This is a genomic window from Streptomyces sp. NP-1717, from assembly GCF_022695985.1.
Taxonomy (GTDB): domain Bacteria; phylum Actinomycetota; class Actinomycetes; order Streptomycetales; family Streptomycetaceae; genus Streptomyces.
This window is the reverse complement of sequence record NZ_JAAPBF010000046.1, coordinates 19,577-38,923: the sequence shown is the minus strand read 5'-3', so window position 1 is coordinate 38,923 and position 19,347 is coordinate 19,577. Positions and strand designations below refer to the sequence as shown.

The 19,347-nt window shown below is 69.2% G+C and carries 15 protein-coding genes and 1 pseudogene; 7 read left to right on the top strand and 9 right to left on the bottom strand.

What is annotated here, in order from left to right; genetic code table 11:
- On the top strand, nt 1-1,549 hold a 1,549-nt coding region (locus GXP76_RS13060; protein WP_242571670.1), incomplete at its 5' end, for a GMC family oxidoreductase.
- Nucleotides 1,550-1,666: 117 nt separating this feature from the next.
- Nucleotides 1,667-3,190 (top strand): aldehyde dehydrogenase family protein, encoded by a 1,524-nt coding sequence (locus GXP76_RS13055; RefSeq protein WP_242571669.1) that lies wholly within the window; start codon nt 1,667-1,669, stop codon nt 3,188-3,190.
- Nucleotides 3,191-3,467: 277 nt separating this feature from the next.
- Here GXP76_RS13055 and GXP76_RS13050 read toward each other — a convergent pair whose 3' ends face one another.
- The 4 genes and pseudogenes from GXP76_RS13050 to GXP76_RS35845 form a co-directional block, all read right to left on the bottom strand.
- Nucleotides 3,468-5,207: an MOSC and FAD-binding oxidoreductase domain-containing protein gene (locus GXP76_RS13050; protein WP_242571668.1), complete on the bottom strand. Its 1,740-nt coding sequence runs from the start codon at nt 5,205-5,207 to the stop codon at nt 3,468-3,470.
- 36 nt (nt 5,208-5,243) lie between these two features.
- Nucleotides 5,244-5,630: a DUF427 domain-containing protein gene (locus GXP76_RS13045; RefSeq protein WP_242571667.1), complete on the bottom strand. Its 387-nt coding sequence runs from the start codon at nt 5,628-5,630 to the stop codon at nt 5,244-5,246.
- Nucleotides 5,631-5,739: 109 nt separating this feature from the next.
- Nucleotides 5,740-5,991 (bottom strand): annotated as a pseudogene (locus GXP76_RS13040) (DUF427 domain-containing protein); the annotation flags it as partial.
- A gap of 523 nt (nt 5,992-6,514) precedes the next feature.
- The gene (locus tag GXP76_RS35845; protein ID WP_242571666.1) at nt 6,515-6,793 is read right to left on the bottom strand and encodes an SDR family oxidoreductase; all 279 of its coding nucleotides are present in this window, start codon (nt 6,791-6,793) and stop codon (nt 6,515-6,517) included.
- A gap of 160 nt (nt 6,794-6,953) precedes the next feature.
- On the opposite strand from GXP76_RS35845, the gene GXP76_RS13030 reads away from it, so the two are divergent.
- Nucleotides 6,954-8,156, top strand: a complete 1,203-nt coding sequence (locus tag GXP76_RS13030; protein ID WP_242571665.1) for a PP2C family protein-serine/threonine phosphatase — start codon at nt 6,954-6,956, stop codon at nt 8,154-8,156.
- A gap of 310 nt (nt 8,157-8,466) precedes the next feature.
- Here GXP76_RS13030 and GXP76_RS13025 read toward each other — a convergent pair whose 3' ends face one another.
- Together GXP76_RS13025 and GXP76_RS13020 are read right to left on the bottom strand one after the other, a co-directional pair.
- Nucleotides 8,467-9,837 carry a DUF1996 domain-containing protein gene (locus tag GXP76_RS13025; RefSeq protein WP_242571664.1) on the bottom strand — a complete coding sequence of 457 codons (1,371 nt, stop codon included), beginning with the start codon at nt 9,835-9,837 and terminating at the stop codon, nt 8,467-8,469.
- 168 nt (nt 9,838-10,005) lie between these two features.
- Nucleotides 10,006-11,730: a discoidin domain-containing protein gene (locus GXP76_RS13020; RefSeq protein WP_242571663.1), complete on the bottom strand. Its 1,725-nt coding sequence runs from the start codon at nt 11,728-11,730 to the stop codon at nt 10,006-10,008.
- 329 nt (nt 11,731-12,059) lie between these two features.
- On the opposite strand from GXP76_RS13020, the gene GXP76_RS13015 reads away from it, so the two are divergent.
- On the top strand, nt 12,060-13,052 hold the full coding sequence (locus GXP76_RS13015; RefSeq protein ID WP_242571662.1) for a LacI family DNA-binding transcriptional regulator: 993 nt from the start codon (nt 12,060-12,062) through the stop codon (nt 13,050-13,052).
- A gap of 606 nt (nt 13,053-13,658) precedes the next feature.
- Here the strand turns inward: GXP76_RS13015 and GXP76_RS13010 are convergent.
- Nucleotides 13,659-13,961, bottom strand: a complete 303-nt coding sequence (locus GXP76_RS13010; protein ID WP_242571661.1) for a DUF4235 domain-containing protein — start codon at nt 13,959-13,961, stop codon at nt 13,659-13,661.
- Between the two features lie 525 nt (nt 13,962-14,486).
- Here GXP76_RS13010 and GXP76_RS13005 point away from each other — a divergent pair.
- Both GXP76_RS13005 and GXP76_RS13000 read left to right on the top strand, forming a co-directional pair.
- The gene (locus GXP76_RS13005; RefSeq protein WP_242571660.1) at nt 14,487-15,353 is read left to right on the top strand and encodes a hypothetical protein; all 867 of its coding nucleotides are present in this window, start codon (nt 14,487-14,489) and stop codon (nt 15,351-15,353) included.
- 22 nt (nt 15,354-15,375) lie between these two features.
- Entirely contained in the window at nt 15,376-16,146 is a 771-nt protein-coding gene (locus GXP76_RS13000) for a class F sortase (protein WP_242571659.1), read from the top strand.
- Between the two features lie 462 nt (nt 16,147-16,608).
- On the opposite strand, the gene GXP76_RS12995 is transcribed toward GXP76_RS13000, so the two are convergent.
- Nucleotides 16,609-16,782: a CsbD family protein gene (locus tag GXP76_RS12995; RefSeq protein ID WP_242571658.1), complete on the bottom strand. Its 174-nt coding sequence runs from the start codon at nt 16,780-16,782 to the stop codon at nt 16,609-16,611.
- A gap of 441 nt (nt 16,783-17,223) precedes the next feature.
- Here GXP76_RS12995 and GXP76_RS12985 point away from each other — a divergent pair, with 441 nt between their 5' ends.
- Nucleotides 17,224-18,864 (top strand): hypothetical protein, encoded by a 1,641-nt coding sequence (locus GXP76_RS12985; RefSeq protein WP_242571657.1) that lies wholly within the window; start codon nt 17,224-17,226, stop codon nt 18,862-18,864.
- An 85-nt stretch (nt 18,865-18,949) separates the two neighbouring features.
- Here the strand turns inward: GXP76_RS12985 and GXP76_RS12980 are convergent, their stop codons facing one another.
- Nucleotides 18,950-19,171 (bottom strand): DciA family protein, encoded by a 222-nt coding sequence (locus GXP76_RS12980; RefSeq protein WP_242571656.1) that lies wholly within the window; start codon nt 19,169-19,171, stop codon nt 18,950-18,952.
- Nucleotides 19,172-19,347 lie beyond the last annotated feature (176 nt).

The following is a 19,347-nucleotide window of genomic DNA, read 5'->3' as shown; positions in this document are numbered from 1 at the left end:
CGAGTTCGACTACGTCGTCGTCGGCGGTGGTACCGCCGGCGCCGTCGTGGCCGCCCGGCTCACCGAGGACCCCGGCGTCACCGTCTGCGTACTGGAGGCCGGTCCCTCCGACGTGGGCGACGACAACATCCTCAGGCTCGACCGGTGGATGGCGCTGCTGGAGTCGGGTTACGACTGGGACTACCCGATCGAACCGCAGGAGAACGGCAACGACTTCATGCGGCACGCCCGCGCCAAGGTCCTCGGCGGCTGCTCCTCGCACAATTCGTGCATCGCCTTCTGGGCGCCTGCCGAGGATCTCGACGAGTGGGGCGCGCTCGGCTGCACCGGCTGGAGCGCGGCCGACTGCTTCCCCCTCTACCAGCGGCTGGAGACCAACGACGCGCCCGGCGACCACCACGGCCGCTCGGGCCCGGTGAACATCATGACCGTCCCGCCGAACGACCCCTGTGGCAGCGCCCTGTTGAAGGCGTGCGCGGTGGCGGGAATTCCCACCACACCGTTCAACACGGGTCGCACCGTGGTGCGGGGAGCGCACTGGTTCCAGATCAACTCCCGTACGGACGGCACCCGTTCGTCCGCCTCGGTGTCGTATCTGCACCCGATTCTCGGCAAGCGGCCCAATCTCGACGTACGCACCGGGCTCCAGGCGAAGCGGCTGCTGTTCGACGACGCGGCCGATCGGAGCCGCTGTACGGGAGTCGAGTATCTGGAGCCGGACACCGTGCACAGCGGCAGGGTCTCCGCGCGCCGCGAGGTCGTGGTCAGTTGCGGGTCGATCGACTCACCGAAGCTGCTCATGCTGTCGGGGATCGGCCCGGCCGGCCATCTGAGAGCGAGCGGAGTGGATGTACGGGTCGACTCCCCCGGCGTCGGTTCCCACCTCCAGGACCACCCGGAGGGTGTGATCATGTGGGAGGCGAAGCAGCCCATGGTCACCAGCTCCACCCAGTGGTGGGAGATCGGGATCTTCGCCGACACCGAGCCGGGACTGGACCGGCCGGACCTGATGTTCCACTACGGCTCGGTGCCCTTCGACATGAACACCTACCGGCGCGGCTACCCGACCACCGACAACGCCTTCTGTCTGACGCCCAACGTCACCCGTGCGCGGTCGCTCGGCACGGTCCGGCTGCGTTCACGTGACTTCAGGGACAAACCGAAGGTCGATCCGCGCTACTTCACCGACGAGCACGACGTCCGGGTGATGACGTACGGGCTGCGCCTCGCCCGCGAGATCGCCGCGCGGGAGCCGATGGCCGAGTGGCGGGGCCGTGAGCTGGCGCCGGGGCCGGACACGCGGTCGGACGAGGAGCTGCTGGACTACATCCGTAAGACCCACAACACCGTCTACCACCCGGCGGGCACGGTGCGGATGGGGCCGGCGGACGACGCCGATTCCCCGCTCGACCCGCAGTTGCGGGTGAAGGGGGTGACGGGGCTGAGAGTGGCCGACGCGTCGGTGATGCCGTTCCTGCCGTCGGTCAATCCGTGCATCACGACGATGATGATCGGCGAGAAGTGCGCGGACATGATCAAGGCGACCTGAGCGGCGGGGCGTTGGGGCTGCGGGCAGGCGCGCAACCTGGTCGCAACGTCAGCGCTCCTAGCCTCGCGGGGAGCGCCGTCCAAAGGCGGGCGGCACCCTCACCGGGAGGCCACAGAGATGACCCGATACGCAGCGCCGGGCACCGACGGCGCGATCGTCTCGTACGAGTCCCGCTACGACCACTGGATCGGCGGCGAGTACGTCCCGCCGGCCCAGGGCAAGTACTTCGAGAACCCGAGCCCGGTCAACGGCCGCCCCTTCACCGAGATCGCCCGAGGCACCGCCGACGACGTCGAACGCGCGCTGGACGCGGCCCACGGCGCCGCTCCGGCCTGGGGCAAGACGTCGGCCGAGACCCGCGCGGGCATCCTCAACAGGATCGCCGACCGTATGGAGGCGCATCTGGAGGAGTTGGCCGTCGCCGAGACGTGGGAGAACGGCAAGCCGGTACGCGAGACGCTCGCCGCCGACATCCCGCTCGCCATCGACCACTTCCGCTACTTCGCGGGTGCCCTGCGGGCGCAGGAGGGCTCGCTGAGCGAGCTCGACGACGACACCGTCGCCTACCACTTCCACGAACCGCTCGGCGTGGTCGCGCAGATCATCCCGTGGAACTTCCCCATTCTGATGGCGACTTGGAAGCTGGCGCCCGCGCTCGCGGCGGGCAACGCCGTCGTCATCAAACCGGCCGAACAGACCCCGGCGTCGATCCACCTCTGGATGAGCCTGGTCGCCGATCTGCTGCCGCCGGGCGTCGTCAACATCGTCAACGGCTTCGGAGCCGAGGCGGGCAAGCCGCTGGCCTCCAGCGCACGGGTGGCGAAGGTCGCGTTCACGGGCGAGACCACGACAGGGCGGCTGATCATGCAGTACGCCTCCGAGAACATCAAGCCCGTCACCCTGGAGCTGGGCGGAAAGAGCCCGAACCTTTTCTTCGACGACGTCTGGGCCTCGGACGACGACTTCCGGGACAAGGCACTTGAGGGCTTCACGATGTTCGCCCTCAACCAGGGCGAGGTGTGCACGTGTCCCTCGCGCGCGCTGATCCAGCGCGGTCACTACAACGAGTTCCTGGAGGCGGGCATCGCCCGCACCGAGGCGATCGTGCCGGGCCACCCGCTGGACACGGACACGATGATCGGCGCCCAGGCGTCCAACGACCAGCTCCAGAAGATCCTTTCGTATCTGGACATCGGCCGGCAGGAGGGCGCGAAGGTCCTGACGGGAGGTCAGCGCATCGAGCACGGGGGTGAGTTGGCCGGGGGCTACTACGTCCAGCCCACGATCTTCGAGGGCGACAACAGGATGCGGGTCTTCCAGGAGGAGATCTTCGGCCCGGTGCTCGCGGTGACGTCCTTCCATGACTTCGACGACGCGATCAAGACGGCGAACGACACGCTGTACGGTCTCGGCGCGGGAGTCTGGACCCGCGACATGAACACCGCGTACCGCGCGGGCCGCTCGATCCAGGCGGGCCGGGTCTGGACGAATTGCTACCACGCCTACCCGGCCCACGCCGCGTTCGGCGGCTACAAGCAGTCGGGCATCGGCCGCGAGAACCACCGGATGATGCTGGACCACTATCAGCAGACGAAGAACTTGCTGGTGTCGTACTCGCCGAAGAAGCTGGGCTTCTTCTAGGGCCTCCGAAGAAGGTGCCTGACCTGGTCCTCTCGCCAGTCAGGCACCTCCCGGTCCCACCACTCACAACGGGGCCTGATTTCGGCCGTATCTCGCAGTTCCTCCCGCACCTGTCCCGTTCCTGACCAGCTGTTCCGGTCTGTCTCCGGTCCAAGTCGGGGTTCATCCGACAGGCGGCAGCGGGTCCCGGCCCAGCCCCCGGCCCGGGGCGGTCGAACTCTGTGAGCCGCCCGGCCCGCCGAGCGGCCGCGCTGGTCCGCTCACGTCCCCACCCTCATTACATGTCGAGGACGATCTCCGCGCTGGTCGGGCGGGAACAGCAGATCAGCACCTGCCCGTCCGGCGGCGCTTCGAGTGGGGACGGCGAGTACGCGACCGTACCGGACATCACATTGGTGACACACGTGTGGCACACCCCGGTGCGGCAGCTCCAACGAGCGGGTACGTCACACGCCTCGGCGAGCTCGAGCAAGGTGCGCTCGGTGTCGCGGAACGGGGTGGAGACCCCGCTGCGGGCGAAGGTCACCGCCGGACCGGTCCCGACGGGGCCGGCCGGCCGGTGCGGCTTTGGCCTCGCCTCCCCGGTCAGGCCGGGGTTGACGGAGGGGAGAGCGCCGAACAACTCGTAGTGGATCGCGGTCTCTTCGAGCCCGGAGGCGGTGAGGGCGTCCTTCATGTCGGCCATGAACGACGTGGGACCACAGACATAGGCGGTGGCGTCCACGGGGATACCCAGAGCCGCGAGGCCGTCCCGGCCCAGACGCCCGGAGACGGCGTGCTCGTCACCGGTCCCGTGCGGCGTCGCCGCGCTGTAGAAAACGTGCTCGCTCGCCCGTGGCAACTGCGCGATCAGCGCGTGTGCCTCGGCCGCGAGCGGATGTTCCCGAGGGCTGCGGGCGCCGTGGATCCACCACACCTCACGGTCGCTGCGGCTGTCCGCGAGCTCGTGCAGCATCGCGAGTACCGGGGTCACGCCGATGCCCGCGGAGATGAGCAGGACCGGCCCGCCGTCCTCCTGGAGGACGAAGTCCCCCCGGGGGGCCGCCGCGTCGAGTACGGCCCCCGGGTGCAGCCGGCTTGTCAGATATCCGCTGGCGAGTCCGTGGGGTTCGTGCTTGACGCTGATCCGGTAAGGGTCGGCGCCGGGCGCGGAGGAGAGCGAGTAACTGCGAACCGGGGCCGGTTCCCCGGCTCCGGGGATACGCAGCGTCAGATACTGGCCGGCGCGGGCGGGAGGGAGCCGGGATCCGTCCGCGGCCTTGAGACGGATCGAGGAGACACCGGCGCTCTCGGGAATCACCTCGGACACCCGTAGTTCCCGGAACCCCTCCCACGCCGCTTCCGTGGCCGGGGCGGTGCTGTTCGCATTCTCCTCTGCCTTCTTGAGCAGGTCATGGAAGGAGCCCTGCCAGCCGAGGCTCAGAGCGGGGATGTCCAGGGCGAGCCGGAGCTTCTCGGGATCCCTGTCCGGCAGGTAGAGCAGGGCGTCGATCTCCGTCACACTCAGCGCGCCCGGTCCGGTCAGCGTCTTGACGATCTCGTCGCCCGCTTGGACGTGCCCCTCGCGGATGACCCGCATGTAGAAGCCGGGGCGGTGGTGGGAGACCAGCAGCGCCGCCATCTCGGGTTCGCCGAGACGCATGCCCACGCGGTAGCAGGTGACCCGGGGCTGGGTGACCTCGAACTCGGCCTCACCGATGCGGTATCGGTCGCCGACGCACACCTCGTCGTCGGGCAGACCGTCGACGGTGAGGTTCTCCCCGAACTGGCCGTGTTCGAAGTCGTGGCGTCCGAAGTGCTGTTGCCAGTGCTCGTAGGAGTCGATCTGGTAGACGAGCACGGCGCGCTGTTCGCCGCCATGACCGGCCCTGTCTCCCTGACCGTCCCCGTCGAGGTTGATACGGCGGGCCATCACCGGTCCGGCTACCGGGTACTTCCACACACCTGTGTAGACGGTTCGGTCCTGCCAGGGCACGTTCTTCGGCATGCCGACATTCACCGACAGCAAAGAAGGCATCGGGCACTCCCCTGGAGGCTGCGACGAGTACGACGGTCAGGCGGGCCGGCCGTGAGCCGCTTCTTCATCGGGGTCGAGGTTGCGGTCGGCCCCGTGAGAGACGACGCCCTGTCCTGGATCCAGGCTCTGGCGTACGCCGTCGAGGTCGACCTGGATCTCGTCCGGTTCGAACGACACCATTACCGAGATCCGGCGCACTTCGTCCCAGGCGTCCTCGTAGGACCAGGCCACGCGCCGGGCACTGCCGATTTCGTAGTAACTGGCCATGCCTTTGTACGGGCAGAACGTCCGCCCCTCGGCCGGTGTCAGCGCGGATCGGTCCACGTCCTGGCGCGGAACGTACCGACGAGGGGCGAACCCGGACTCGTAGAGCACCGGCGGACCTCGGCTGCCGACAACCACACGATCGCCGTCGCGGACCACCAGGTGCGACGATCCGCTCGTCCTCCTCGAAGCAGGCGTCCATCGCCCGCCAGGCGAAGGCGACGCGTTCGTCGAGGATCTTCGCGTGACCGGGAAGATCCATATGCTGCCACGCGGCCCGCTGTTTGCTCTGCGGCCCCGCGTGAACCGTGAACCACGAGGTCGGCCCCAGATCCCGGTGCTGCGTCGTGTGCTCGGTCCCCTCCAAAGCGTCGGCGGCGATGTCGCCCGACGGAAAATACGCAACGGGATAGCGGCCCGGCTCATGGAGGAGGAGGAGAACGACATCCTCGCTGTCCGCGACCCAGATGTCCCCGAGCCTGACCCGCAGACGGCGGCGCGGCGGCTCGGCGAACACCATCCGTTCAGGGAGCGGGTCGGAGACCAGGAACTGCCCGACAGTTCCCGGCGCGAGTGGTCCTTGCTGCCAGGAAAGACCCATCGTTCCTTTCCCTTCAGACAGGACGCCGCGCAAGGCGCCCCCGAATGGTGAGAAACTCGCCGCCAGGGGGCGACGAGCCTTCCTGTTGCGGGCGCCGAGCCGCGAGAATGAGTCTCCACAGATGCTGCTGTCGATCGCGTTCGGACACCCGCCAGAGACGCGGATCGGACTGAGGCCCGAAGCCGAAAACGCCCTGCGTCACAAGCAGCGGGTCAACGAAATGTGCGGTCACCCGCTTGGCCGGCTCCTGTATACGTGCCCTGGTTCAAGTCTGCCTCCAGCGGCGCGGCCAGCGCATCCGCAGAGGGCCGCCATCCCCGTCAGGAACCGCTCGGCGATCTGCGGGGCTCAGGAACCGTCGCTTTACGTAAAGCGCTCAGCCGCGTGCGCCGCGGGAGGGCCCGGCCCGGTGTGCCGCTGGCCGCCCTCCCGCGGCTCACTCCTACACCGCTGTGCGTCCGGCGTCGGCGGCGATTGTGGCGCCGGTGACGTACGCCGCGCGGTCGGTGGCGAGGAAGTGGATGACTTCGGCGATTTCCCGCGGGGTGGCCGGACGGCCGAGCAATGTGGTGTCGGCGACCTTCTGTGCCCCTGCCTCGCCCATGGCGCCCAGCACCATGTCGGTGCGGGTGAGGGATCCCAGCGCCGCCTTGGTGGCGGCGTAGACGGACAGCCCCCTGTCGCGCCAACTCCGCCGGGCGCCCGACGGTCTCGATTCCACTCGGTGCCGTCGCCGAGTGGGCAGATCGCGGCATCAGCACCGCGGAGAATCGTTGGCCGCGCGCCCAGCCCGCACTCGCCGTGACGGCTGGTGTGCGCCGAGTGGGCATTCTCGGGCTGGGCCCGGGGCGTCCGCACCACTGTGGTGAGAGAGTGGGAGCATGCGGGCACTTCATGGCTCGGCATCTCTGACGAGCCTGATCAGATCCAGCAGGACCCTGTTCGCCCTCGCGAGGGCCCTGCCCTTCTTGGTGCTCCTGGCAGTGCTCGGCATCGAGCTTTCTCCTGCCCACTTCCTGTACACCGGCCCACTGCTCTCACCGGCCCCGGCGCTGGCCGCGGTCACGATGGGCCCGGCCGGAACCGGTTCCGTGGTCCTCATGGCGGGGGCGCTGAGCACCGTGACCGCGACCCAGAACCACGCTTGGGGCACCCAGGAGGTCTACAGCAACCTGCTGGCACTGCTCGTGGTGTCCGTGGCCGGCCTCGCGACCAGCACGGCGCGAGTACACCGGGAGAAGGAGCTTGCGCAGGCCCGTCGGATCGCCCAGGTCTCCCAGGACGTGGTACTGCGGCCCGTTCCCGCCCGCCTGGGGGGTGTACGGGCGGCCGGCCTGTACCTGGCCGCCGAGGAAGGCGCTCGCATCGGCGGTGACCTCTACGAGGTGCTGGCCACACCCTTCGGAATCCGGATCATCGTGGGAGATGTCCGCGGCAAAGGACTGCCCGCGGTGCGCTCGGCCGCCGCCGTACTCGGTGCGTTCCGCGAGGCGGCCGACTACGAACCCGAACTGCCCGACACAGTGACGCGGTGCGAGGCCGCGCTGCGACGGGAGCTGACTCGCGCACAGAGCCACGGCGAAACGACGGAACCTCGCGACCCGGCGGAAGAGTTCGTCACGGTGGTCATCGCCCAGATAACCGACGCACCCGTCGTCGAACTCGTCAGCCGCGGCCACCCCGCACCGCTGCTGCTCCGCAGAGGTGAGACCACCCCCCTGGAAACCGCCAGCCCGTCGCCGCCGCTCGGTCTGGAGGAATTCCTCGGCACGTCCCGCGTACCGGCCGAGAAGTACCCGTTCGAACACGGCGACAGGCTGCTGCTGTACACCGACGGTGTACTGGAGGCCCGCGACCCCGCCAGAAACTTCTTCGACCTGCCCACACACCTGGCGCAGCTCCACGAATTCACCCCCCAAGCACTGCTGGAACGGCTGCGCACCTTGCTCTTGCACCACACGAGAGGGCGCCTGGCGGACGACGCGGCAATGATCATCATCGAGCGGGACACATCCCGCAGCCCCGCACCGACAACTTCGGTGAGGAAGCCGCAACGTAGTGACCCGCTGCCTTCGCCCGACTGACCTCCACTACGAAGTGGACGGCGAAACAGGGCTGGCACGAGACACCACTCAGTATCGAAGGGCGTTATTTCATGGCGGAAAGTACGGGAGTCGACGTGCGCCCCTCCTCCCGAGCCCTTTGGCGATCCCACGCATCGTTGACAGTCCACCGCTACGACTCATCAGCGCGTTGATAGGCACCATCTGACGACCACAGACCCACCGCGAGGCGCTCACGGCCGCCGCCGCCACAGCTTCGGCGGCGGGCGGCGGGCGGCCGGCGGCCGGCGGCCGGCGGCCGGCAGAACCATGGCGCGTGCCGACCGTAGGGTCAGAACGTTCCCGCGGAATTGCACTTGGCCTTCTGGTTGATGCAGTCCTTCACCCGGTGTCCCAGAGCGGCGTTGTCCCAGGCGTTGAAGAAGTCGCCGTGGATGGACGATGCCATGCCCGACGCCAGCTTGAAGCCGGCGCTGCTCCCGCTGGTCGGGTAGCTGGTGACGAAGGAGAGGTTGGGGATGGCGACGGGGTAGGCGCCGCTGCACTTGCCGTCGTACGTGAACGCCACGTGCGACTTGTGGTCGGGACTGTCGAGGTTCTTGCCGTCCCAGCAGTCGGGGAAGACGAGTTGGTGGGTGAGGTTGGCGGTCGGGGCGCACCGCGGCCAGTTGCCGTCGGCGCTCCGGCCGACCTCACCGCCCGGGCCGGCGCACCAGAACTGGCCGGGCGATCCCGCCGGGGTGGGCGTCTGGGTGACGGCGCTGCCCGCGATCATGCGGAAGCCTTGCGGGAAGGGCACGGTCACGGACGGGTCGGCGAGCCGGGAACCGTAGTAGACGATCATCTCCCCGGGCTCGACGGCCCTGTCGTTCTCGTAGAGGGTGGGGATCCAGTACGCCGAGAGGTCGTTGGCGGGCGTGCACGTGGTCGGCGTGTTGGCCAGCAGCGAATCGGTCGTGGTGAACGCGTTGGTGCTCTTGTTGCCGAAGAAGCTGTGCATGTGGGACGCGCCGGCGAGTCCCGGGAAGACGATGGGGTCGTCCGGCTTGGAGTGGCTGTACTCGCAGGTGGCGTTGAACTCCGGCACCCGGACGTTACCGGCGGGCACCGCGGCGGGGGTCATCGCACGGAACTGGGCCAGCTGGGCGTTCCACTTGGCCTGGTCGACGGGAACCCATCCGGCCGCCGCGGTGTCCCCCTGGCCGACGAACGAGAACCAGTTGATGTTGACGAAGTCGCCGGGTGTCGCGCCGCGCAGTACGGCGAACACCGTCTGGGAACCGGTGGGGTGGGTGGTGACGTCGGTGGCCCGGGTCGCCCAGTTCTGCCAGCCGCCGGTCGGTGAGACCGGTATGACGGCCAGGAGCGGTCCGTTCAGGGTGGCCGTGCGCAACTCCACGGTGCCCGAGCCGACGGCGGAGGCGATCCGTGCCGACACCGTCAGCCGGCCTGCCGCGCCGAGGTCGACGTTGTCGAAGCGCAGCCAGTCGCCGTCGGCGAGGAACGCGGCGTTCTGCCCTCCTCCGACGTCTGCGGTGGCCTCCAGCCCGACACCGGACTGGGCCGCGTAGGACTCGGCCTGGACGGTGACCGTAGCGGCCTGCGCCTGCTGGGTCGAGACGGTCAGGCTCAGGGTGGCGGCCAGCACGACCGCCAGGGCGTTGGCCAGCAGGGTGTGGAGAGGAACGGGATGTCTGCGCATGTCATGTCCTCACGGGCATCGGGGGTGGCGGGCTCGCTTGGTGCGATCTCGGCGTCGGGGCGGCGGCCGGGCAGTGGCGTGACCGGGACGCTCCGGGACGCCCGCCCCGAGGGAACGGGGCGGGGCCGGCCCGGAGCTTCGCGCGCTGAACGGCCGGACAAGTGGGGGTTACTGATAGACCCGCACGTAGTCGACGAGCATCCTGGAGGGGAAGGGGGTGCTGGCGTCGGTCGGGCCCGGCCAGTCGCCTCCGACCGCCAGGTTGAGGATCATGTAGTGCGGGTGGTCGAAGATCCACGGCCCGCGTGTCTGCTCCACCTGGTCCTTGTCGATCGTGAAGACGGTCCGGCCGTCGAGGCTGTAGGTGATGCCTCTGCTGTTCCAGTCGGCGGCCCAGGTGTGGAAGTCGTCCGAGAAGTCGGCGTTCCCGGGCAGGGTGTACGGCGACCCGATCCCGCCGCCGCCGTTGTAGGCGGGCGCGTGGACGGTCGAGTACGCGGTCTTCACGTCCTTGCCGAGGACTTCCACGATGTCGATCTCGCCGTTGTACGGCCACGGCCGGCCGGTCAGGAAGTCGGAGCCCATCATCCAGAACGCCGGCCACAGGCCGTTGCCCTTGGGCACCTTGATACGTGCTTCGACGCGCCCGTAGGTGAAGTTGAACGTCGCGCCGGTGTTCATCCGCGCCGAGGTGTACTGGCACGTCGTGCTCCCGCTCAACGGGTCACGCGGGCACGAGGATCCGGCGGTGACCTCCTTGCGGGCCTCCATCACCAGATGTCCCGCCCCGTCGAGCGCGGCGTTGCGGTTGTCGGTGTAGTACTCCAGCTCGTTGTTGGGCCCGGTGCCCGGGTCCGCCCGCCACTTCGAGGGGTCGGGCCTGCCGCCCGCGGCGCCGTCGAAGTCGTCGCTCCACACGAGCCGCGGCGGGTCGGCGGGGTCGCTCGGCAGGGGCGGAGGCTGGATCGGGGCGCCGCCCGTGCCGTACACCTGGAACTCCCACAGCGAGTAGCCGTACGGGGTGGCGCGCTGCGTCCCGTACATGCGCACGTAGCGGCCGGTGCCGGAGACGGCCAGCGTCTGTTTGAAGCCCGTGCCGGACGTCGTCGAATAGATCGGCGTCCAGTCGGTTCCGTTCGACGAGACCTGGATCTGGAAGGACTTGGCGTAGGCGGGATCCCATTGCAGGACGACCTTGTCGATCTGCGCCGTCGCGCCGAGGTCGACGGAGATCCAGCCGGGGTCGGTCCATCCCGTGGTGGAGCTGGTGGCCCATCGGGAGGCCGGATCGCGGTCGAAGGCCCTGGCGGGCGTGCACTCCCAGCAGTTCCCGTCGGCCTGGGAGGAGGAAGCCGCGCCGGTCCTGCCGTAGGAGAGCAGGGCGCTGTCGCCACCACCGGGACCGCCGGTGCCGGCGGTGCCGTACACCTGGAACTCCCACAGCGAGTAGCCGTACGGGGTGGCGCGCTGCGTCCCGTACACGCGCACGTAGCGGCCGGTGCCGGAGACGGTCAGATTCTGGGTGCCGCCGGTGCCCGTGGCCGTCTGGTGGACGGCCGTCCACCGCTGCGCGTCGGTCGACACCTCGATCCTGAAGGCCGTGCCGTACGCGGCTTCCCAGTTGAGGACGACCCGGCTGAGCTGGGCACTCGCCCCGAGGTCGATCTGAATCCACTGCGGGTCGGCGAAGGCGCTGGACCAGCGTGTGCCGGGGTCGCCGTCGACGGCGTTCCGAGCGGCGAAGGCTCCCTCGGTACTCGACGCGGTGGCGGTCTTTCCCTGGGAGAGCAGGACCTCCGCGGCTTGGGCGGAAGGGGCGGGGAGAGCGATGAAAGCGACCAGTGAGGCCGCGACGGCCAGGAATAAGTTGAAGCGGCGCAGCAGCGTTTGCATGGGCGACTCCTCAAGCGGGGGAGGTGGGGGAGCGCTCCCTGAGAGGGAGGATGGAGGGGCTGGAGAGGGCTGTCAAGACCTCTTTCACCTTGAAAAAACAGGGGAGTTACGTCGATGGCACGCCCGGGGAGCGGTATCTCATCGGGTGGTTCGGCACGGCGGGAGCCATCCGAAGTGGCGCCGGGGAACAGGCACTTGTGAGCGGGGCCGTTCGACCCCGGCCTGCGGATACGCTGATCACATCGTCATGACGCGGAGCCGGAGGTCGCCCCGATGAGAGAACCCGCTCAGCGCACGGATCCGGGCGCCGGTACGGAGGACGGACAGGTATGAAACGCCCCACCCTCGAAGTGGTCGCCGCCCGCGCGGGCGTGTCCAAGTCGAGCGTCTCCCGTGTCATCAACGGAGAGGCGACGGTCGCCCCGCAGATCCGCGACGTCGTCCTGCGCGCCGTGGAGGAACTGGGTTACGTGCCCAACGGGGCGGCCCGCAATCTCGTCACCCGCCGCACGGACACGCTCGCCGTGGTGGTCTCCGACCCGCCGCAGGGGGTTGTCTCCGATGACCCCCTGTTCTCCGCCGTGGTCCGCGCCGTCAGCAGGGAGCTGGAGTCGGCGGGAAAACGGCTCGTGCTCATGCTCGCGGAATCGGACCAGAGCCGGACCCGCGTGGTGGAGTACATCGCGGGCGGCCACGTGGACGGTGTGCTCCTGGTCGCCCTGCACGGAACGGACCCGCTGCCGTCCGCACTGGCGCGGCAGGGCCTGCCGGTCGTGTCCTTCAACCGCACCTCCGCGCAGGACGTCCCGTACGTGGCGCTGGACAACGCCGGTGGAGCGGCACTGGCGGTGCGTCACCTCCTGGAACGCGGCCGGCGCCGGATCGCCACCATCACCGGGCCACTCGAACTGCACGAGTCACGTGAGCGTCTTGAGGGCTACCGTCAGACGCTGCGTGACACCGGCCGTCGCTCCATCGTGGCGCTGGGCGACTTCACCCGCGCCTCGGGCGCCGAGGGCATGCGACAGCTCCTGGAGGACGATCCCGGTCTCGACGCGGTCTTCGCGGCCAACGACCTGATGGCGATCGGCGCCCTGCGCACCCTCGGGCAAGCGGGCCGGCGTGTCCCCGACGACGTGGCGGTCGTCGGCTTCGACGACATCGAGGCCGCGTCCTACACCAGTCCCGCCCTGACCTCGGTACGCAGCCCGATGGCCGACCAGGCGACGGCGGCCGTCCACCTGCTCCTCGGCCTGATCGACGGAGAATCCACGGGGCCGGTGATCATGCCGAACGAGCTCGTGGTGCGCGAATCGACCTGACGGCCGGACCGGCGTCGTGCGGCGCCGACCGCCGTGATCCGGCCGCGTCGGACGTCGGCTGCGGAGCCGGACCGATGCCCACGAAGCGGCTCGGCGCCCACGCGAGGCTCGCCCGGCAAGTGCTCACCAGCCTCCACCTGCCGCTCGGCCCACGGGCGTACGGAGCGGAAACGTTGACCGACAAGCTCAACGGGAAGGCGGGCCGGGCTCGGTACGGGCCGGGCTCGGTGCGGGCCGGGCTCGGTACGGGCTCGGTACGGGCCGACCGAAGTCCGGGTTCCCCGTCCCGGAGTCGGGACCAAGTGGCTCAATGCGCAGGGAAGTTGGTGTATCCGCACGCCTGGGCCGGCGGGCCCCTCGGCCCCTCGGGGAAAGTCCCGGGACCCGGGTGAGGGTTGTCGCCCGCACACCGGGACCGCGGCCCCCTGCATACGGTTACACGGAGCCCGCCGCCCCCGACACCAGATGGTCCGTCAGACCGACCAGTGGTCTCGTGCCGGGCCCGGTCCGGTCAGCCCGAGCAGGCGCGGTGGCCCCTCCCCGTCGGCATCCTGGTCCCGAGCGGGCGGGAGCCGTATCCACCACCGCGCGGAAGGGAGGACACCGTCAGTCTCGTCCGCCCTTGTCCTGGGCCGGCCACGTGCCGGTGACCCGTTCGACGGCCTTGGCGCCCGACCGGTCCACGGCACTGCGTACCACCGCGAAGATGGCGCCCTGCACGGCTGCGGCAAACAGCACCTCGCCCCACCCGCGGTCGCGGTCCAGGGCGTCGGGTGCGTCGTCCTCGTGCCGAATCGCCTTCCAGGTCTTCTGGAACGCGAGCCCCGCCAGCGCTCCACCTGCCCATCCGAGAACGAATCCGACGGGCTTGTACGCGAGCGGCAGCTTCTGTTTGTGCTTCTTCTTCATGGGTGTCTCCCTCTCTCGTACCGGCCCCATCCAGTCGCGGGCTCGTAAGCAACCCCACGGGTGCCCTCCGACGGCACCCCCACACCCGGGACGGTGACAACCACCGCCCGACGCCAACAGGATTTCCGCCGGCCAAGAAGATCGACCGGACCACCTGGCACACCCGCATCCACGCCCGCGCCGGGTCTCGGGACGCAACTCCCGGGGCACGTTGAGCGCGTTGGACACGGCCGGCGAGCAGACGCCCGGTTGAGCAGCGGGAGGGTGTCGTCGACCCAGCGTTTGACGCTGGCCTGTCCCAATCCTGAGCTGGATCTGGTTGGAGATCCGAACCACAGATCCCTGTGGAAATGATCCTCTCTGTGCCGCCGTCTCCACGCCCCCGTTCTGGAAGAGCTCTGGATGCCCAGGCGCTCCGGGTGATGCCTTCGTCGCGGTACCGAACCTGAACCAATCCAGGTGAGGGAGGTCACCGAATGCACACCGACAACGACAGTTTCACCGTCGCCAGGGAGATGCTTCGCAGTGATACGTCAGCGCACAGCCCGGTACACAGCCCTACTCGCCCTGCCCGCCGCCCTCGCACTCGTCGCGGCCTCGCCCGCCCTCGCGAGCGGCACGGACAGCGGACACAACGGACACGACGGCAAAGCCGCGACCACGTCCGCCGCCGAGGAAGGCGAGGCGTACCAGATCGATCTGGAGGCGCTGAACGAGTCCGGCGCCACCGGAGCCGCCCTCGTCAGCTTCCAGGACCGGAAGTTGACGGTGAAGATCGAGGCCACCGGCCTGGTCCCCGGGCAGCCGCACGCCCAGCACATCCACGGTTCCACCGACGGGCACGACTTCCGCTGCCCCGACGCGAGCGCGGACAAGGACGGCGACGGCATCGTCAGCACCGCCGAGGGCCTGCCGCAGTACGGGGACATCAACATTTCCCTGACGACCAAGGGCGACACGTCCAAGGACAGCGGCCTCGCGGTCGACCGGATGCCGGTCGCCGACAAGGACGGCAAGCTCACCTACTCGCGCACGATCGATGTTTCGCAGGACGTCGTGGACCACATCAAGGATCTGCACATCGTGCAGCACGGCATCGACCGCAACGACGACGGCGAGTACGACTTCGGCGCCGGCAAGAGCGAGCTGGACCCGAAGCTCCCGCAGGAGGCCACCGCACCCGCCAACTGCGGCATGGTCAAGGGCGCGGCGGTCGGCTCCATGCCGGTGGGCGGCGTCGAGACGGGCACGGGCGGCACGGACGGCGCTTCGGGCATCGCGGAGCCCGGCATGCTGGCCGGCGGCACGGCGGCCGTACTCCTCGCGGGCGGCCTCTTCGCGGTCAACCGCCGTACGCGCACCGCGACTTCTGGCACCGACCGGCGCGGCTGAACCGGTGAACGGTGGTGGGCCGATGGTGATTGAGCCGACCGGCGGGAACGAGGGCGGTTCGCAGGGCCAGGGCACTGGGCAACGCTCGGGGCGCCGCACGGCACTGATCGTCGTGATATCGGTTCTGCTGGTCGTCGGCGGTCTGCTGCCGGCCCTGGGGATGGGCCGGCAGCAGACCGCACCGCCTCGGGCGGTCGACAAGGGCGGGCCGCCGGCAGGGGATTCGGCTTCCTCGTCGACCGGCCCCGCAACGCCAGGCACCGGCTCGGCATCGGGGCCAAAGACCGAGCGGAAGCAGACGGCCCCCCTCCCCGCCTCGGACCCCGTACGGGTCAGGATCCCCTCGCTCAAAGTGGACTCCACCCTGGAGCGGCTGGGACTCGACAAGAACCAGGCGATGGAAACACCGAAGAACCCCGACAAGGCCGGCTGGTTTCACCCAGGCCCTACCCCCGGCGCCAACGGCCCCTCGGTCATCGCCGGTCACGTCACCTGGGACGGCGCGCCCACCGTCTTCTTCGACCTGGCCAGGATCGATCCGGGCGACAAGGTCGAAGTGGCGCGGAAAGACGGCACAACGGCCGAGTTCACGGTCGACCGGGTACGGACATACCCGAAGGACAAGTTCCCCACAGTCGAGGTTTACCGCAACCTCGATCACGCCGGCCTGCGCCTGATCACCTGCGGTGGCGACTACTCCGAGGCCGACCGCCGTTACGCAGACAACGTGGTCGTCTACGCGACTCTCACCGGCAGCCACAAGTCCACCCCAGACACGGACTCGGCGCCGTGAGCCCGAGGCCGAACGATCGGCACGCGACGGTCCGGGCGGCACCAGGAAATCCGGGTCCACGACGAGAACCAACCAGAACGGAGAAGATGGATACGAGCCGGTGGCAGGAAAGATCCCCCGGGGAACGAACAACTGCCAGCCCCAGATGACTGGACCAGGTCCTTCGCCTGGACGATCCACCCTTCACCGTTCACCCAGTGACGTCACGCCCATATTCAGTACCGCACAGAGTCGTGGTCGCACACCTGGCCTTCACTGTCGCGGGGGGGGGGACCACTGACACCTCGCCGGCGAGCGGTCCGGGCCCCTGCCCCTCCGACGGGGGGCCACCTCTCACATACCCGGTGTGGACACGGAAATCGCTGAGACATGAGTAATGGCCCGAGCAGACGGCTGTCCTGGTCGCCTGCCCGGGCCATGTACGAGTGCCTTCTCCCGTCCTGGCGATGCCGGGAACGGCAGTCAGTCGGTGAGGGCGTCCTTGGCCTTCTCTTTGGCCTGCCGCGCATCGCCCTTGGCCTCCTCGGCACGGCCCTCCGCAGTCAGCCTCTCGTTGCCCACGGCACGGCCGGCCGCCTTCTTGACCTTGCCCTTGGCCTGCTCCGTCTTGGCCTGAGTCTTCTCGTCAGCAGACATCTCGCACATCCCGCTCATGTCGGTGAAACTGTCGCCAACCATGTAACCGGGCCGTCGGCACGTAAACGTGAACTCCCCAGAAGGACCCCAGCCGGACTCCGCTTGCCGTCCTCGCGTGTGATGTACATGCCGGTCGGCGCGATCGGGGCGGCGGCCACCAGTTCCCTGCACGGGGAGAGCCGCGCCGAGGTCAGGGTCCTGTCGAACACGGGGAAGTGGGTGGGATCACCACGTCGCGCGCGGTGACGGTGAGACCGCTGCCTTCGTCGGCCACCAACACGCCCCGTCGCAGGGCCTGTTCGGTCCACGAGAATCCGTAGGTACCTCACCTGAATGCGCCCTTCCCCTGGGCCCTGAGTTGGGCCCAGGGGCCCTGCGCGTGGGTCTCGGTGATCTCTAGTGTCTCTGCAGCCGGGGCGGTCGCAGGGATGAGGAGCCATTGTGGGCACAGGGAGCACCCGCAGAGCACTGCACCGTAATGAGCGTGGGCAGGGTGGTGTCGAGTACGTCGCGCTCATAGGCGTCGTGGCCGCGATCGTCGGCGCGATCCTGGCCATGACGGTCCCCGACGACACCTCGGTGGCGCTGAAGGACGCGGTGTGCCGGATTGTCAACGCCGGTGACGGCGGCGAGGGGTGCGACTCCGGCGACGGCGGCGGGGACGGCGGCGGGGGTGACGGAGGCGGAGGCGGCGAGGACGGCGGGATACCCGGTGATCCCTTCCAGCCCGCGAAGTGTCTGCTCTCCCAGGATCAGACCAAGGACACGGTCGTGATCCAGATCCTCTTCATCAAGATCAGCGGCTCGGAACAGCTCAAGGTTCAGCAGTGGTCCGACGGCACGGTCACCCTGGAGCGGGTGACGGACAGCAGTGTCGGCGTCACGGCCAGCGTCTCGGCGGGCATTCCGGGGCTGAAGGACTGGGGCGGCAGCGCCTCGCTCAACGGCACGTACAGCAAGGGCAAGGGCCAGGGCGGGCAGTGGGTGTTCGCCTCCAACAAGAGCGATGACCCGCAGGCCGACCTCGCGGCGAACCTCGCCGATGCCGAGGAGTTCGCCGCCGCGCTCAAGCAGTCGGACGTGTGCGACGCGATGATCGGCTCGCCTGTCTCGCCGATCAGCCAGGTCGGGTGCAAGAACAGCGCCGTGTCGCAGATGCAGGCGGCCAACCCGGAGCGGATGCCGGACGTCGACATCACCAAGACCAGCACCGAGGTCTCGGGCGGTGTGAGCTTCGGCAAGGGGTTCAAGAAGGGCGCGGGCGGCAAGGACGAGAGCGGCAAGTCCAAGGACCTCGGCAGCATTTCCGCCGACGGGCTGAGCGGTTCGATGACCGAGGACGTGGTGGTCATGCGTACCAACACGGGCCCCGACGCGGGGAAGATCACCTTCGTCTACACCTTCAGCGTCGACGGGAAGGGCGGTCAGGGCGCGCAGGGCAAGGCCACTCGTATGCAGCAGGTCTCCGTGACGTACGACGCCGCCACCTTCGACCAGGAGGAGAAGGACGGCAAGGAGCACCGTCCGGAGAAGCTGGTCATCACCACCAGTCAGGAGAACGGCGAGGGCGCCGGAGTGCAGGTGGGTGCCGGTGCCAACGTTCCCGGCACGCCGGTGACGATCGACGTCGGCGGTGGTGGCGGCAACATCAAGTCCCAGATCCACACCGAGTCCGCCGAGGTCGTCCTCGACAACGACGCCGACAGCAAGACGGTCGAGGACTGGCTCCGCGGCCGGGGCGACTTCCCAGCCGGCGACGTCCTGCCCACCCCCTCCGACGCCGCCGAGGTCCCGGGCAGCGACGCCGGACCGCTGGAGCGCCTCCTCCACGACAAGGGCAAGCTGTCGCGCCTGGACTACAACGCCAACACCGACTGGTGGAACGCCTCCCTCGGCATCGGCTTCGGCATCTCCGCCGGCCAGGTGACGATGGGGTTCAAACTCTTCGGCATCGACATCACGCACGAGGAGAAGAACCAGACGATCACCGGCAACCCCACATACGCCACCGGCCCCAGGAGCGGTGGCGCACGCCCCTGGGTCGAATGGACCAACTGCACCCGGACAAGCCCGATCGTCTAGCGCCCGGCCCGTCCTCCGAGCATCACTCCACCCGGCCCGTTTCTGTGGCGTCGGCCAGGAGATCCGGGCAACGAGGTCGGCGCGGTCAGGGCGGCGGAAGCCCTCGCACGCGGTCTCCCTGGTCTTCGCCGGGCCGGTGGGCACAGCCGGGGCTTACGTCGGACGGAGCGGGCGCCGGTACGGGGCCGGGCGCCAGGATTCGCAGGGCGCGTACGACGGTGCGGCCCGCTCCCGTGTTGGCTGCCGTGACGATGCGGGGCTGCTCCAGGCGGGCCTTTGTCGCCCACGCCGACGACTGCAGACACACGGTGAGCTGGCCGAGGTCGTGTCGTACGACACGGCGGCGACGTTCCCGGCGAACTCGGGGGCGATGGCCGCCCACTTCGTCCTGCCGGGCGCGACTACTCCCGCTCGTACGCCTTCGCCCACGCACTGGCAGTCACGTCATGGTGCAGCTGCTGCCCGGTGGCCGAAGCCCTCCGC